Genomic DNA, 16,577 nt, shown 5'->3' with positions numbered 1-16,577 from the left:
AACCAACCAGCAGGAGCTCCGCCATGCCAGCCAAGATCTTGGTCGTCGACGACGACCCCTGGATTCAGCGCGTCGTCGTGGCGGCGCTGCGCGATCAGGAGTACGCGCTGACCACCGCCAGCGACGGCACGGTCGCGCTCGCCAAGGCCATGGCCGACCCGCCGGACCTCGTCATCTCCGACGTCATGATGCCGGGCATGAGCGGCTGGACCCTCGTCGCGCGCCTGCGGGCCAGCCCGCGGCTCGCGCTGACCCCGTTCATCTTCCTCACAGCGCTCGACTCGGCCGAGGACAAGCTGCAGGGGTTCCGCCTCGGCGCCGACGACTACTTGCCCAAGCCGTTCCGCCCGGAGGAGCTGGCCGCCCGCGTCGCCAGCGTGCTGCGCCGCAGCCAGCACCTGCACGCCGAGACGCGCGACCAGATCCGCGAGGTCGGCCCTTCGAGCGCGCGCGGCTTCAACGGCAACCTCGAGGACATCGGCGTCGCCTCGCTGCTGGTCCTGCTCGAGATGGAGCGCAAGACCGGCCTTTTGGTATTGCACCACCGCGAGCCCGACGAGCGCTGCCGCCTGTTCCTGTCGCAGGGCCGGATCGTCGACGCAGTCATGGACGTGGGCCCGCAGGCGCTGCACGTCGACGCCGTCTACCACGCGCTGCGCTGGTCCGCCGGCCAGTTCGAGTTCCGCGCCCTCCCGGTCGAGATGCGCGACCAGATCGGCACCTCGACCACCGCGGTGCTGATGGAGGGCGCCCGCCGCATGGACGAGTCCAGCCGCGAGGAAGGCATCGACCTGCCCGAGGGCGATCTTCTATAAAGACCTCGGCGGGGCAAGAGATGTCTCTGGGGGCATGTCCTTCGGGTCATGTCATGCCAATCATAAACTGTCTCCGGGGACATGCGCGTTCGCACATGACTCCGGAGACAGGGCGATGCTTCAGGTCGCCCGGCGCGCGCGGCTCTTCGGCTTGACCTTGGCGACGGCGGCCGGGCGGGCAGGGGGCAGGCCGAGCGCGGCGCAGGCGGCCTCGACTGCGGCGGGCTTGATGCGCTCCATCGGCACGTCGGGGAACTCGACGGCGGTGTCGGCCATGCCGCCGATGGCGACCACTGCGCGCACGCGGGCCTCGAGCGGCGGCGCGGGGCCGATGAGCAGGGTCGTCAGGCGGTGGCGCCAGCCGAACATGCGCGTGGTCATATCGAGCTCGGCGAGGATGCTGAGGTCGCGCACCAGCATGACGATGAGGTCGCGGTGGCGCGTGAGAAGGTCGAAGTGGTCGCCGAGCAGGACCCGCGGGTCGGCCGGCGGGGCCGCCTCGAGCGCGGCGAGGTGGGCCTCCATGTCGGCGATGAGCGGCGCGAACATGCTGGCGACCAGCGCCTCGCGCGAGTCGAAGTGGTAGTAGAGCGCGGGCTTGGTGATGCCGAGCCGGTCGGCGATCTGGCGCAGGCTGGTCTGCTGCGCGCCCTGCTGCATGAACAGCTCGCGGGCGACCGCGTGGATCCGCGCCTTCGTGTCGGTGGGCCGGGCTCGCGTCACCGGACGAGGATATCGCCGGAAACGCCGCCGTCGCCTTGAAAGTGCCGGGACCGCGTGCTTACCTATCGGTAAGTAAGGGAGTCGTGATGCAGAAGATCCTGATCAGCGGCGCGAGCGTCGCCGGGCCGGTATTGGCGTATTGGCTGAGGCGCCACGGGTTCGAGCCCACGGTGGTGGAGCGGGCGCCGGGGCCCCGCAAGACCGGCGGCCACGCGGTCGACCTGTTTCGGCCGGCGATGGACATCGTCGAGAAGATGGGGGTGCTGGCGCAGATCCAGGCCCGCGAGACGGGGACCGAGCACCTGACGGTGCTGCGCGACGGGGCGAAGCGGCCGGTCGAGGTCGACGCCAAGCGGGTGATGCAAGTGCTGTCGCGCCGTCATTGCGAGATCATGCGCGACGAATTGGCGGAGGTCCTCATCGGCGCCAGCAGCGGCGAGGTGGAGTACGTCTACGGCGACTCGATCGCGTCGCTGCGCCAGGACGAGGCCGGGGTCGACGTGACGTTCGAGCGCGGCGCGCCGCGGCGCTTCGACCTGGTGGTCGGCGCCGACGGCCTGCATTCGAACGTGCGCCGGCTGGTGTTCGGCGACGAGCGGCAATTCTCGCGCCCGATCGGCGCCTACCTCGCCGTGGCGTCGATCCCGAACTACCTCGGCCTCAGCGACCGCACGATCCTCGTCAGCGGGGTCGACCGAATCGCCGGGGTCTACAGCGCCCGCCACATGGACGACGCCCGCGCGCTGTTCCTGTTCCGCAGCGCGCGCGAGCTCGAATACCATCACCGCGACGTCGCGCGGCAGAAGCAGCTGCTGACGGAGGCGTTCGCCGGCCTGGGCTGGGAGGCGCCGCGGCTGCTGGCGGAGGCCCAGCGGGCGCAGGTGTTCTACTTCGACACGATCACGCAGTTGCGGATGGACACGTGGACCCGCGGGCGGGTGACTCTGGCCGGGGACGCCGGCTATTCGCCGGGGGCGGCCGTGGGCGGCAGCACGAGCCTGGCGATCGTCGGCGCCTACGTGCTGGCAGGCGAGCTGGCGGCGGCCGGGGGCGACCACGTGAGAGGCTTCCGCAACTGTGAGGAGACGCTGCGCGAGTACGTGACGAGCAGCCGCAGCCTCGCGCTGACCGTGGCGAAAAGGCTGATCCCGGGCAGCCCGCTGGGCCTGTGGCTGTTCGCGCAATCGGCGTGGCTGTTCAACCGCGTGCCGACGTCGTGGCTGCGGGCGCTGGCCCGGCTCAGCCGCAGCTCGGTGCAAATGCACGACGCGTTCGTGCTGAAAGATTACGCGGACGTCGGCCGCCCGGCCGCGGCGGCCGCGGCCGTACACGCGTGATTTCGCGGTGTCGCCGGCGAAAGGGGCCGCCCGGAATGTGCATACCTTGATCATACCTTTCACGAATGTGATCGGACAGCTGTACGCGGACGACAGGACATAGGACATGGCCCGTGATCGTTCGGCGGCCGGCTTCGGCGAAATCAGGGATGGACAAGCACGTGGGGACCGACGATCGTCGGTTCGAGCCAACCGGTCATGAATCTCTCCGTATCGTCGCCCGCTCGTATGGCCCGTGTCCTCGTCGCCGACGACGACCCCGTCGCGCGGGCGCTGCTCGTCGGGCCGCTGGAAGACCGCGGCTACGCGGTGACCGAGGCGGAGGACGGCGCGGCGGCGTGGGACCTGCTCAACGACACGGCGCCGCCCCAGATCGTCCTGCTCGATTGGATGATGCCGCGAATGACCGGCCTCGAGGTGTGCCGCCGCCTGCGTGACGCGCCCGCGCGGGGGCCGGCCCACGTCGTGCTGGTGACCGCGAGGAACCGCCACGCCGACATGCTCGACGGATTCGCGGCCGGGGCCGACGATTTCCTCGTCAAGCCGCTGTCGAGCGTCGAGGTGCTGGCGCGCGTGCAGGCGGCCGAGCGCGCGCTGGCGCTGGCGAGCGCGACGCCCGGGCTGAGGCCGGCGCTCGCCGAGGCCCACGCCAGCCCCGGCGGCGATCTGCTGCTGCGCAGCGGCGGCGAGGTCGGGCGGGTGTTCTTCCACGCGGGCCGGGTCGCGTGGGTCCACCTGTCCTCGGAGACAGGCTCGCTGCACGACCTCCTGCGCGACCTGCCCGACGTGCGCGCCGACGACGTCAACGCGGTGCTCGAGGAGTGCTTCACCGCCGGGCGCCACTTCGCCGACGTGCTGATCGAGTGGGAGATCGTCACTGCGCCCGAGCTCGAGGCGCGGCTGCGCCGGTGGCTGGCGGCCAAGCTGCAGCGGCTGTTCGCCCGCCGCCACGACGTGGTGATGTTCGTGCCGCAGCAGCGGCGCTACACCAGCGGCATGACGTTCGCGCTGGCGGAGCTGCTGCCGACGCCGGCGGGGGGGACGATCCCGCCGGCGCCGACGAGGACGCCGGCGCCGGCGCTCGCGATCGACGCGCTGATGCGGAGCTGCCTCGACGAGGCGATGGCGCTGGAGGGCGCCCAGGCGGCCGCGCTGCTCGACAGCGAACGCGGGCACTTCCTGGCCCGCAGCGGGCACCCCCTCGACGACGGCCTGGTGCACGCGTTGACGCGGCTGGTCCACAGCGAGGAGGTCGACGATTGCGTCGACGACATCCTGGTGACCCGCGGGCCCCGGCTGCACCTGCTGCAGCGGACGCCGCGGACCGGCTGCTACCTGTTCGTCGAGCTCGATCGCGCCAGCAGCAGCATGGGCCTGGCGCGCTCGCGGCTGCAATTGCTCGCGCGCCGGCTGGTCCCCGTCGGCGCCGACGTTCGCGTCGGCGACGATTGACAGTCGAGAGTCGCCGCAATCACGCGTCGGCGCCGGGTCGTCGGGCGCCGCGAGGCGCGAGAACAGCCGCCGCCGCCTCGCCCGAAATCGCCCGGCGCCGGGCGTATCGGGGCCGCCTGCGTGCGCATACAATCCCGCGGTGCGCCTCGGCCGTCCGCTCCGAATCGTCTGCGTCTCCAACCTCTCGCTCGCGTTGCTGACGAGCTGTCCGGCGACGAAGGGCTCGGCGGTGGTGGTGCCGGTGAGCGACGAGCCGGTGGCGGCGGAGTCGGGGACGCAGGACATCGATCTGCGCAGCGCCCCGCAGGACGCGCCCGACGGGCTGGAGGTCCGGCTGCGCGCGAGCGAGGCGCAGCGGCCGATCGGCGGGGTCGGGCAGCCGCCCGTCAAGGCCGAGCCGCTGACCGAGGCGCGCGCGGCCAAGCTGCTGGCGCGGCTGCCGGCGCTGACCCAAGAGACAGGTGACAAGAAGACCTTCGCGCTGCGCGAGCAGAGCCTGCCGGCGCCGCGGCCGGGCAAGACCGTGACGCAGGCGTTCCCGCCGCCGGGCGAGGCGCCGGCGCCCGAGCGCGCGGAGGCGGGTCCGCTGGCGGTGACGCGGGCGATGCCCGAGGGCGAGGTCGAGCTGGCGCCGCACCTGTCGGTGTCGTTCTCGCAGCCGATGGTGGCGGTGACGAGCCACGCCGAGCTGGCCAAGCTGAAGGTGCCGGTCGAGCTGTCGCCGCAGCCGCCCGGCGAATGGCGGTGGGTCGGGGCCAAGACTGTGATGTTCGAGCCGGAGGGGCGGTTCCCGATGGCGACCGAATACAAGGTGCGCGTGCCGGCGCAGTCCAAGTCGAGCGTCGGCGGGGCGCTGGCCCAGGCCAAGGAGTGGAAGTTCTCGACCCCGCCGCCGAAGGCGCTGACCATGTGGCCGCAGGGCGGCCCGCACGAGCTCCAGCCGGTCATGGTGGTGCAGTTCGATCAGAAGATCGATGCGAAGGCGGTCCTCGAGGTCATCTCGGTCGAAGTCGGCGACAAGCGGGCGATCCGGCTGGCGACCGCGGCGGAGATCGAGGCCGACGAGGGCGCGCGCCAGCAGGTCACCGCGAGCGAGCCGGGGCGCTACGTCGCGTTCCGCACGGTCGAGCCGCTGCCGCGCGGGACCGGCATCAAGGTGACAGTCGGCCCGGGCACCCCCTCGGCTGAGGGGCCGCGCCGGTCGCAAAACGCCCAGATGTATCAGTTCGCCACCTTCGGGCCGATGGAGCACATCGGCGCCCAGTGCGGGTGGGGCGACGAGTGCCGGCCGCTCATGCCGCTGCAGGTCGTGTTCACCAACCCGATCGACCTCGAGCGCTTCGACCCCAAGACGGTCCACGTCGAGCCGTCGATCCCGGGCATGAACATCAGCGCGAGCGGCAACACGATCACCGTCACCGGCGAGACCGCGGGTCGCACGCTGTATTCGGTCACGGTCGACGCCGGGCTGCGCGACGTGTTCGGCCAGGCGTCCGAGAAGCGGGCGGTGTCGCAATTCACGACCACGCGCGCCGAGCCGCAGCTGCAGGGGCCGAATCGTGACTTCCTGGTGGTCGACCCGGGCGGCGGGCCGAAGCTGTCGGTGTTCTCGATCAACCGGCCGAAGCTGAAGGTCCGGCTGTACGCGGTCACGCCCGAGGACTACGGGCGCTACCTCAATTATCGCCGCGACATGGATTGCCGCGACGGGCGACCGATCCCCGCGCCTCCGGGGCGGCTGGTGTCGACTCAGACGATCAAGGTCGACGACCGGCCCGACGCGCTGGTGGAGTCTGCGATCGATCTGTCGCCGGCGCTGAAGAGCGGGCTCGGCAACGTGATCGCGTTCGTCGAGCCGCCGCGGCAGCCGCGGGACTGCTGGCAGCGGCAGTACGTGATGACGTGGGCCCAGGTCACCCGCATCGGCCTGACCGCGTTCGTCGATCACGGCGAGATGCTGGCGTGGGCGACGAACCTCGCCGACGGGGCGCCGCTCGCCGGGCTCGACGTGAAGATCGCGCCGAGCGGGGGCGCGGGCCGCAGCGGCGCCGACGGCCTGGTGACGCTGCCGCTGGCCGATCGCGGGCAGATGCTGATCGCCAGCAAGGGCGGGGACGTCGCGTTCGTCCCCGAGAACATGTACTACTATTCGCCCGACTCGTCCGGCTGGAGCGCGTACTCGCCGGGCGACGACCTGCGCTTCTACGTGGCCGAGGACCGCGGCCTTTACAAGCCGGGCGAGACGGCCAAGGTGAAGGGGTGGATCCGCAGCGTCGGCGGGGGCGAGCGCGGCGACATCGGCCCGGCGGCGGTCAAGACCGTCTATTATCAATTGTACGACCCGCGCGGCAGCGAGCTGCTGAAGGGCGAGGTGCCGGTCAACGCGGCCGGCGGGTTCGAGCTGACTCTGGCGCTGCCGGGGAATGTCAATACTGGGTCGGCGCAGCTGCGGATCGACGCGGGCGGGCGCAACTACTATCATACGCTCAAGATCGAGGAGTTCCGCCGGCCTGAGTACGAGGTGAAGGTCGAGGCCTCGCCGGGGCCGCACCTGGTCGGCACCAGCGCCGAGCTGACGTTGAGCGCCAACTACTTCTCGGGCGGCGGGCTCGCGGGCGCGGACGTCGACTGGCGGGTGCGCAGCGAGCCGGCCACGTTCACGCCGCCGGGGCTCGACGAGTACAGCTTCGGCTTCACCGAGAGCTGGTACTGGTGGCGCCGCGAGGCGCAGCCGCAGGGGCGCGAGGTCACGTTCAAGGGCCAGACCGACGCGGCCGGCGAGCACCGGATCCGCGCCGACTTCGTGTGGAGCCGGCCGGCGCGCGCGTACACGGTCACTGCCGAGGGCTCGGCGCAGGACGTGAACCGGCAGAAGTGGACCGGCCGCGCGCGCCTGGTGGTCCACCCGGCCGACCTCTACGTCGGGCTCAAGACGCCGCGGCCGTTCTACAACAAGGGCGACAAATTCAGCGTCGACGCGGTGGTCGCCGACCTCGACGGCAAGCTGGTCGAGGGCCGCGCGGCGACGGTGCTGGCCCAGCAATTCGAATGGGTGCAGGAGCGCGGGCAGTGGAAGGAGAAGATCGTCGACACCCAGTCCTGCCCGATCAGCTCGAGCAAGGGCGCCTCGCATTGCGACTTCGTGGCCCGCCGCGGCGGCACCCTGCGCCTGGAGGCGACGGTGGCTGACGCCCGCGGGCGCGCCAGCGTGACCCGCACGGACGTGTGGGTCGCGGGCGGCGACACCCCGCCGAGCCGCTCGATCGAGCAGGAGAAGGTCGGCCTGCTGACAGACAAGAAGGAGTACGGGGCCGGCGACGTCGCCGAATTGCTGGTGGTGTCGCCGTGGCCGCGCGCGGAGGGGGTGATGACGATCCGCCGCTCGGGTCTGGTGCGCAGCGAGCGGTTCAAGGTCGAGGACGGCGCGGCCAAGCTGCGGGTGCCGATCGAGGAGGGCCACGTGCCGAACCTGCACGTGCACGTCGACCTGGTCGGCGCGGCCCCGCGGACCCGCGACGACGGGACGGTCGATCCGAACCTGGCCCCGCGGCCAGCTTATGCGGCGGGCGCGGTCAACCTGCGGATCCCGCCGCGCAAGCGCACGCTGCAGCTGACCGCCAAGCCGCGCGACGAGGAGCTGCCGCCGGGCGCGGAGACCGTCGTCGACGTCGAGCTGAAGGACGCCGAGGGCAAGCCGGTCGCCGGCGGTGAGGTGGCGCTGGCGGTGGTCGACGAGGCGGTGCTGTCGTTGACGGGCTACAAGTGGCCCGACCCGGTGGCGACGTTCTACGTCGACCGCGACGGCGGGGTGCGTGAGCATCACCTGCGCGAGCTGCTGCTGCTGGCGCGGCCCGACCTCGCCTCGCTGCAGAGCGCCGGGCCGAGCGGAGGCTCGCGCGACGACGGCGGCTACGACCGCGCGGAGGCCTCGCCGAAGCGGAAGAGCAAGGCGAGCCCGGGCATGGCCGCACCGGCGCCGCCGATGGCCCCCGAGCCGGTGGTGGAGCGCGAGAACAACAAGAAGGACGAGGCCAAGCCCAGCGACGGCGACGACGACAGCGGCGCGCAGGAGGACGCCGCGATCGCGCTGCGGACCGACTTCAGCGCGCTGGCGCTGTTCGCCGCGGCTGTCCCGACGGACAGCAAGGGAAAGGCGCAGGTCAAGCTCAAGCTGCCCGACAACCTGACGCGCTACCGGGTGATGGCGGTGGCGGCCGGCGGGGTCAACGCGTTCGGCAGCGGCGAGGCGACGGTGACCGCCAGCCGGCCGCTGATGGTCCGGCCGTCGCCGCCGCGCTTCCTCAACTTCGGCGACAAGGTCGAGCTGCCGGTGGTGGTGCAGAACCAGGGCAAGAAGGCGCTGACGGTCGAGGTGGCGGTCCGCGCGGCCAATGCGAAGCTGATCGAAGGGACAGGTCGTAAGGTGCAGGTTCCGGCCGGCGACCGGGTCGAGGTGCGGTTCCCGACGACCACCGAGATGGCCGGCACCGCGCGGTTCCAGTTCGCGGTCGCCAGCGGCAAGCACTCCGACGCGGCCGAGCTGTCGCTGCCCGTGTGGACGCCGGCGACCACCGAGGCGTTCGCCACCTACGGCACCCTCGACAGCGGCGCGGTGGCCCAGCCGGTCAAGGCGCCGGCGGGCGTGTGGCGCGAGTTCGGCGGCCTCGAGGTGACGACGACCTCGACCGCGGTGGCCGGCCTGACCGACGCCCTGCTGTACCTGGTCCGCTACCCGTTCGACTGCGCCGAGCAGGTGTCGTCGCGGGTGATGGCGATCGCCTCGCTGCGCGACGTCCTGACCGCGTTCGCCGCCGAGGGCCTGCCGCCGCCCAAGGAGCTCGAGGCCAGCGTGCGCCAGGACCTGCTGCGCCTCGCCAAGCTGCAGAACTACGACGGCGGCTGGGGCTTCTGGCGCTGGGGCGAGCGCTCATACCCGTACCTGTCGATCCACGTGGCTCACGCGCTGGCCCGCGCCGACGCCAAGGGCTTCAATGTCCCCAAGGACATGACCCAAAAGGCAGTCCACTACCTGCAGTCGATCCGCTACCGGATCCCCGAGTCGTACGGGCCGGTCGAGAAGCAGGTGCTGCGGGCCTACGCGCTCTACACCCTGCGCCAGCTCGGCCGCGGCGACCCGACCGAGGCGCGGGCGCTGATCAAGGAGGCCGGCGGGGTCGAGAAGATGGGGCTCGAGGCGGTCGCGTGGCTGTACTCGGCGCTGCAGGGCGACGCGGCCTCGACCGCCGAGCTCGAGGCGATCCGCCGCATCGTCCGCAACCGCGCCGAGGAGACCGCGGCCGCGGCCCACTTCGTCACGTCGTACAGCGACGGCGGGCACGTCCTGCTGCACTCGGACCGCCGCGTCGACGCGTTGATGCTCGAGGCGCTGATCGCCGACCAGCCGAAGAGCGACCTGATCCCCAAGCTGGTCGAGGGGTTGATGGCGCACCGCAAGGCCGGGCGGTGGAGCAGCACGCAGGAGAACGCGTTCGTGCTGGTAGCGCTCGACCGGTACTTCAACACGTACGAGAAGACCACGCCCGACTTCGTGGCCCGCGCGTGGCTCGGGCCGCGCTACGCCGGCGAGCAGAAGTTCGTCGGCCGCCAGACCGATCGCAAGCGCATCGACATCCCGATGGCCGACGTGGCCGAGGTCGGCTCGGGCGATCTGATCCTGCAGAAAGAGGGCAAGGGCCGGCTGTACTACCGGATCGGCATGCGCTACGCGCCGAAGGACATGCGCATGCCGCCGACCGACCACGGCTTCGTGGTCGACCGCGCGTACGAGGCGATCGACGACCCCAAGGACGTGTCGCGCGACGCCGACGGGACCTGGCGGATCAAGGGCGGGGCGCGGGTGCGGGTGCGGTTGACCATGGTGGCGCCGACGCGCCGCTATCACGTGGCCCTGGTCGACCCGCTGCCGGCCGGGCTCGAGCCGCAGAACCCGGCGCTGATGACGACTGGCTCGCTGCCGGAGGACCCGCAGGCGATGAGCAAGCAGTCGCCGTGGTGGTGGTGGAACCGCCCGTGGTTCGAGCACCAGAACCTGCGCGACGAGCGAGCCGAGGCGTTCACGTCGCTGCTGTGGGAGGGCGTCCACACGTACACGTACGTGGCGCTGGCGACGACGCCGGGCGTGTTCGTGGTGCCGCCGCCGAAGGCCGAGGAGATGTACCACCCGGAGACGTTCGGCCGCGGCTGGAGCGCGAAAGTGATCGTCGAGTGAGGGGCGCAGTGAAGTCAGCGATCGGCGACAATGCTGCGGTGCGCGGCGGCTTCGTGCTCTGCCTGCTCGCCGCGTGCGCCGCTCCTGGTCCCGGACCGACGATGCAACCGCCCTCTGCGCCGCCGCTTCCCGCTCTCCCACCTGTCTTCGCGGCCGCTCCGGCGGTTCGCACGACGCTGGCCGCGAACGAGCGGCTGCCGCTCGGCGGCGGCGTCACGGTGCATTTCAAAAATGTGACCGTCGAGTCGATCGAGGCGAGCCCCGACGGCAGCTATCCGGCCGGCAGCGGCATCACCCTGGCGCTGGTGTTCGAGGGCATGGGGGCGCCGGTGAGCCGCGAGATCAGCCTGCTCTCCGCGGGTTATGAGTCGGTGCGCGAGGCGTGGTTCGAGCGCTATCGCGTCGAGGTCGTCGAGGTCGAGGACCCGACGCGGACGCCGCGGCTCGTGGTGGTGGCCGAGCAGGTGACCGACCGCGTGCGCCCCGGCGAGCCGAGGGCGGTACGGGTCGAGCGAGGCGGCGAGGTCGAGCTCGGCTCGACGCGGATGCGGTTCCTCGGCCACTCGACCAAGCACATCGACGCCGGCGAGTCGCCGCCGCTGCTGGTCGCGGTCGAGTACCAGCCATTCAGGGCCGAGCCGGAGCGCTTCGAGACGAATGTCGGCACCGAGGAGAGGCCGCAGCGGTGGCGCTGGCGCGATTATCTGTTCACCGTCGAGGCGCACGCGTACGACGCGTGGATGCAGCTGTCGATCGCGCGCCTCGAGCTCGCGCCGGTGCGGCGCTGAGCGGTGGACGTCACCTGTTCTTGGGGACATGTTATTGCAGTCTTCGGTGAGGACGGGGAGCGCCTGGCGCGCCGCGGCAGGGCCGGGAGCGAGGTCGGATCCGGGTCCGATGGGGCCGGGGGGCGAGGTTCACGGGTCGGCGACGCAGGCGGGAAATCACCGGGCGTATGACCAGCCACGAGTTTTCCCCCATCCGCGTGCGCCTCGGCCTCCTCGCCGGCGCGCTCGTCATTTCCGGTTGTTTGAACGTGCACGGCGACCTCGGAATATTCACCGAGGGGGGCAGTGATTCGAGCGGCGGCGCCGGCACCGACACGGTCGCGGGCACGTCCGGCGACGGCGCGACCACCACCTCGGGGGGCGCCGACCCGTCCGCCAGCGACCCCACGGTCGTGCCGACCACGGCGGCCGACACCGAGGAGGCCCCGGGCGAGCTCCTCTGCCCCGAGAATCTCCCGCGGTTCGATGCGATGTGGTCCCGGCATCTCAGCCTCGACCCCGACCTCCACTTCCTGCAGAAGTCGTTCGCGGCGCTCAGCGACGGCCGGATCGCCGTCGGCGGCGGCCGCTGGGGCGGCGCCGAGGGCCCCAACAACGGGGTGTTGTGGGTGGAGTGGCACGGCGAGCAGAAAGACTGGTCGTTCGGCCCCGACGACCAGCCCGGTTACAACCCGCTCGGGGTGCGCCGCGGGGCCGACGATTCGGTGGTGGCGCTCGGCTTCGACATCCTGGACGGACAGCACCTCATGCGAATCACGCGGGTCCCCTCCGACGGGTCGCCCGCGACCGTGGTCGACGCCGACCTGGGGCACGTGGCCTGGCCGGCCGACTTCGAGGTCCTCGGGGACAGCGTGGTGATCATCGGCCGCGGCCCCGAGCTCGACGCGCCGCCGTTCGAGCTGTGGGTGGCGCGGGTCGATCTCGCCACCGGCGCGCTCGAGTGGGAGGTCGAACTGCCGAGCGTCCATCCTGTCGTGGGCCTGCATGTCGCGGTCGGCCCGAACGGCGAGATCCTGGCGGCGCACGGTGAAGCGGGCGACCAGGACGAGTTCAAGGTGTGGCGGCTCGGCGACGACGGCAGCGTGCTGTGGACCGCCGATCTGCTCGACCCGCCGGTCCGCTTCAACGAGCTCATCGATCTGGTGGTCACGCCCGGCGAGCAGGCGGTGGCGATCGTGCAGCACGTCTGGCCGGCCGAGGTCACGGCCCACGCGATCGGGCTCGCAGACGGCGAGGCGCGCTGGCACACGCAGGTGGCGATCGAGGACGACTCGGGCTCGCCCGGCTTCGGCGCCGCGCTGGTCGACCCCGACGGGTTGTCGCTGCCGATCGGGCGCGGGCCGACGCCGTATTTCAAGGGGGAGAGCGCCGATCCGCTGACGGTGTCGCTGGTGCGGCTGGGGTTCGACGGCGCGATCCTCGAGGACACGCCGTTGACGCTCCCCGACTTCACCGCCGGCAGCCGGACGTTGATGCCGGCGCGCGGCAAGTGCGGCGATCTGTTGCTGCTGCACGTCAACGGCGGCGAAACGGCCAAGCACCACCTGTGGTCGTTTGCGCCGTGAGGCGCGGGCCCGTCGCCCTCGCTCGAGAAGAGATCGAACGGCGGCCGCAGGTCGGAGTACGACGAGTCGACCCGCGCTCGCTGACTCGTGCGGTTCGCCAGGGCCGCCGACATGAGAGAAAGGAGCGGGGTCATGCCCGATCGTTCGCGCGTGCGCGTGGCGGACTTCCATGGGTGCAGGCGAGGTGACGCCCGGTCACTCGCGGCCACTGGCTGTTTCACCCAGAACGCACCATCTGGTGCGCTCGCGGGCTTTTTGCCATCCTCGGACCATGCGATTCGGGATTGTGATGGCGTTGTGCAGCCTCAGCGTCGGCGCTTGCGCGAAGGAGGGTCCGCAGAGCAGCGAGACCCCCGGCAGCACGTCGACTGCGGCGAGGTCGTCTGCGACGCGCTGCCGCCTGATTGTCCACCCGGGACCCTGCCTGGGGTCAGCGACCAGCTCTGCTGGACCGGCGCCTGCGTGCCCGTGATCTCGTGCTGGACAGTGCCCTCGTGCGGCCTCTGCCCCGAATCGTTCATCTGCGTCAATTACGACAGCGTCTTCGGCGGCGACCGGAAGTGCCTGCCGCGGCCCGCGGCCTGCGACGGCGAGGTCGACTGCGAATGCGCCGGCGATGCCTGCGAGGGCGAGTATGACCTGTGTGTCGGCCCAGGAGACGACGCCGACCTGGTCTGCGATTGCCCGAACTGCTGAGGCGCGCTCCGACGGTGCCGGGGACGGCGACGCCGGCGTAGGACGGATCGGCCGCGCTCTGCGGGGGTGGCGCGAGTGGTCCGGGTCGCCACGGTTTACTGCGTTCATGCGACCTTCGGGCGCAGCGAACATCTCGTCACGCGACCTGCGAGTGGGTTATCTTTTCCTGGTAGTGCTGGTTCACGTCTCGGCGAAGTTGCTGAAGTTTCCGCATCGTTGCGCGTGCTGCGGCGGCGTGCCCGATACGGAATTCACCGCGGCGGCGGTTCGAGTCACGGGCAAGCGGGTGATTCGCACGGATAAGCGGACGTGGGGCATCCCGTACTGTTCGGCCTGCGTCGCCCACGTCCGCCTGCTGCCGGGCCCCTGGGGCTGCCTCACGTGGCTGTTGGCGCTGCTGACCTGCGGATTGTGGCTCGTCGTGCAGCTCGTCCTCGACGAGGGGACCAGGGCCCGAGCGCGCGCGATGTGCTCGCCGAATTGCGCCTGCCCGAACTGGGCCGCCGAGTATCGCGGCTGGGATGGGAGCATCCAATCGTTCGAGTTCACCTCCGCCGATTATGCCAGGGCGTTCGCGCTCGCCAATCACAAGTCGCTCATCAATGTATCCCCCGGGCTGCGAGGACTGCTCGAGGCCGCGGTGGAGGAGGAGCAGCGAGCGCGCGAGGTCCAGCGCCTGAACGAGGCCGCGGCGTCCGAAGAGGCGCTCGTGACCGCGACGCTCGCCGACGTCGAGAAGGCGCGCGGGCCGGCTTCGCGGCGCGCGGCGCTCGAGCGCGGCCTGAGCCGCGTCACGCGGGTGGACCTGCGCGAGCGGCTGCTGCTCGAGGCGGCCCGGATCGAGACCCGGGCGGTGCTCGAGAAGGTGGATTCGCTCAAGAGCAAGGCGGCGAAGCGTCGCCACATCGAGGACGGACTGGCCGCCCTCCGCAGCGATGCCGTGGCCGATGAATTGCAGGTCCGCGAGATCGCTGTGCTCGAGGCCGCGTTGCGCGAGCTCGGCGATTGACCGCGGCCTGGCCGGTCGCTGTGGCGGTTCTTCGGGACCTATCGGCAAGCTCGGCGGGAGCCGACTACGCTCGCCCGGGCCGAGATCCGACCCGCGCGGCATGGAGATGGGTTACGCTCGGCTCTTCCAGTCACCGGTCGATCCCGGCAGAGTTTCGGAGGTCCCATGTCGCTCTCGTCGCGCCTGATCGATCGTCTCGCCAAGCTGCCGCCGCCGCTCACCCGCGACGTCCAGGTCGAGCGCGGCGTGACCGTGCCGATGCGCGACGGCGTCGTCTTGCACGCGAACATCCACACGCCGCGCGGACCGGCGATCGCCACGACCTCGCTGCCGACTGTTTTGGTGCGCACGCCGTACGGCCGCCGCGGGTTCGCCGAGCTGTCGGCCGCGACGCCGCTGGCGCAGCGCGGCTTCCGGGTGGTCGTGCAGGCGGTCCGCGGCACCAACGGCTCGGGCGGTGTGCTCGACCCGTTCGGGCAGGAGGGCGCCGACGGGGTCGACACTGTGCGGTGGATCGAGCAACAGCCGTGGTTCGACGGCCGGCTCGGGACCTTCGGCGCGAGTTATTACGGCTTCACGCAGTGGGCCCTCGCGCGCGAGGCCGGGGCGACGCTGAAGGCGCTGTGCCTGCAGGCGACCGCGTCGCAGTTCCGCGACCAGACCTACGCCGGCGAGGGTTACTCGCTCGACGCGACGCTGTCGTGGACGCAGCTGATGTCGGTCCTGATCGCGCGGCGCGGCGTGCTCGCCATGCAGCTGTTCGGCGCTCGCCGCCGCCGCGAGGTCTTTGAAATGCTCCCGCTGACGGGCCTCGATCACGCGCTGACCGGTGAGTGCGTCGATTTCTGGCAGGCGTGGCTCGCCCACGACGCGAAGGACGATCCGTACTGGACCAGGGCCCGCGACTTCAGCGAGGACGTCGCCCACGTCGCCGCGCCGGTGCAGATCGTGACCGGCTGGTACGACATCTTTCTCCCGTGGACCCTGCAAGACCACGCCGCGCTGGTCGCAGCCGGCCGGTCGCCGCAGCTCTACGTCGGTCCGTTCGCGCACGCGGACGTCGGCCTGATGGCGGCCGGGCTGCGCGAGGGCATCGGCTGGCTGCGCGAGCACCTGCTCGGCGAGCGCGGGGCGGCCCGCGCGGGCGTGGTGCGGGTGTGCGTGATGACCCACGGCACGAACGGGGTGGAGCGTGAATTTTCGGCCTGGCCGCCCGCCGGGGCGCACGAGCGGCGGTTTCACCTGCAGCCCGGGGGCGCGCTGGCCGAGGCGCCGCCGCCGGCCTCGCAGCCCGATCGCTTCCGCTACGACCCCGTCGATCCGACCCCGAGCGTCGGCGGCGTGCTGCTCGGCCGCGAGGCGGGCGCGCGTGACAACCGGGCGCTCGAGGCCCGCGCGGACGTGTGCACGTACACCAGCGCGCCGCTGGAGCGCGACCTCGAGATCGTCGGGCCGGTGCGCGCGGAGGTGTTCTTCTCGTCGAGCACGCAGTGGACCGACGTGTTCGTGCGCCTGTGCGACGTCCAGCCCGCGGGGCGGTCGCTCAACGTGTGCGACGGGCTGCTGCGATTGACGCCCGGCCGCGTCGAGAAGGACGCCGACGGGGTGCTGCGCGTGCCGGTCGAGCTGTGGCCGACTGCGTATCGGTTCCCGCGCGGGCACCGGCTGCGCGTGCAGGTCGCCAGCGGGGCGCACCCGCGGTTCGTGCGCAACCTCGGCACCGGCGAGCCGCTGGCCAGCGGGACGCGGATGGTGGTCGCGGAGCAGCAGGTCCACCACGACCCGGTCCGCCCGTCGGCGATCGTGCTGCCGGTGCTCGAAGGGTGAGGCGGCGGGGCACACGTTCGCCGCGACGAATCACCGTATGTCTTAAAAGACATGTGCAGGTGAAATCAGCCCACGGTCGTTCATCGCCCATCGTCAAAGACATGTCTGAATAAACATGTTTCCGAGGTCATGTCGC

10 protein-coding genes are annotated in these 16,577 nt (G+C 71.4%); 9 read left to right on the top strand and 1 reads right to left on the bottom strand.

Features of this window, described 5'->3' with window-relative positions; genetic code table 11:
- Positions 1-23 precede the first annotated feature (23 nt).
- Positions 24-815, top strand: a complete 792-nt coding sequence (locus tag OV090_RS08985; protein WP_267703124.1) for a response regulator — start codon at positions 24-26, stop codon at positions 813-815.
- 120 nt (positions 816-935) lie between these two features.
- Here OV090_RS08985 and OV090_RS08980 read toward each other — a convergent pair whose 3' ends face one another.
- Positions 936-1,538 (bottom strand): TetR/AcrR family transcriptional regulator, encoded by a 603-nt coding sequence (locus tag OV090_RS08980; protein WP_267703122.1) that lies wholly within the window; start codon positions 1,536-1,538, stop codon positions 936-938.
- Positions 1,539-1,624: 86 nt separating this feature from the next.
- Between OV090_RS08980 and OV090_RS08975 the strand changes: the two genes are divergently transcribed.
- From OV090_RS08975 to OV090_RS08940, 8 genes are all read left to right on the top strand, one after another.
- Positions 1,625-2,875: an FAD-dependent monooxygenase gene (locus tag OV090_RS08975; protein WP_267703121.1), complete on the top strand. Its 1,251-nt coding sequence runs from the start codon at positions 1,625-1,627 to the stop codon at positions 2,873-2,875.
- A gap of 228 nt (positions 2,876-3,103) precedes the next feature.
- Positions 3,104-4,327, top strand: a complete 1,224-nt coding sequence (locus OV090_RS08970) for a response regulator (protein WP_267703120.1) — start codon at positions 3,104-3,106, stop codon at positions 4,325-4,327.
- A 139-nt stretch (positions 4,328-4,466) separates the two neighbouring features.
- Positions 4,467-10,556 (top strand): Ig-like domain-containing alpha-2-macroglobulin family protein, encoded by a 6,090-nt coding sequence (locus tag OV090_RS08965; protein ID WP_267703119.1) that lies wholly within the window; start codon positions 4,467-4,469, stop codon positions 10,554-10,556.
- A gap of 101 nt (positions 10,557-10,657) precedes the next feature.
- The gene (locus tag OV090_RS08960; RefSeq protein ID WP_267703118.1) at positions 10,658-11,344 is read left to right on the top strand and encodes a hypothetical protein; all 687 of its coding nucleotides are present in this window, start codon (positions 10,658-10,660) and stop codon (positions 11,342-11,344) included.
- Between the two features lie 167 nt (positions 11,345-11,511).
- Positions 11,512-12,909 (top strand): hypothetical protein, encoded by a 1,398-nt coding sequence (locus OV090_RS08955; RefSeq protein WP_267703117.1) that lies wholly within the window; start codon positions 11,512-11,514, stop codon positions 12,907-12,909.
- Positions 12,910-13,227: 318 nt separating this feature from the next.
- A complete protein-coding gene (locus OV090_RS08950) occupies positions 13,228-13,605 on the top strand; it encodes a hypothetical protein (RefSeq protein ID WP_267703116.1) in 378 nt (125 codons plus the stop codon).
- A 106-nt stretch (positions 13,606-13,711) separates the two neighbouring features.
- Positions 13,712-14,614, top strand: coding sequence for a hypothetical protein (locus OV090_RS08945; RefSeq protein ID WP_267703115.1), 903 nt, complete (start codon positions 13,712-13,714; stop codon positions 14,612-14,614).
- 165 nt (positions 14,615-14,779) lie between these two features.
- Complete coding sequence (locus OV090_RS08940) at positions 14,780-16,441, top strand: CocE/NonD family hydrolase (protein ID WP_267703114.1); 1,662 nt, start codon at positions 14,780-14,782, stop codon at positions 16,439-16,441.
- The last annotated feature ends 136 nt before the right edge of the window (positions 16,442-16,577 follow it).

Origin of the sequence: Nannocystis sp. RBIL2, from assembly GCF_026626745.1 — a bacterium.
In the GTDB taxonomy this organism is placed as follows: Bacteria; Myxococcota_A; Polyangia; order Nannocystales; family Nannocystaceae; genus Nannocystis.
The sequence above is the reverse complement of the archived record's forward strand: the minus strand, read 5'-3'. Positions and strand labels throughout refer to the sequence as shown.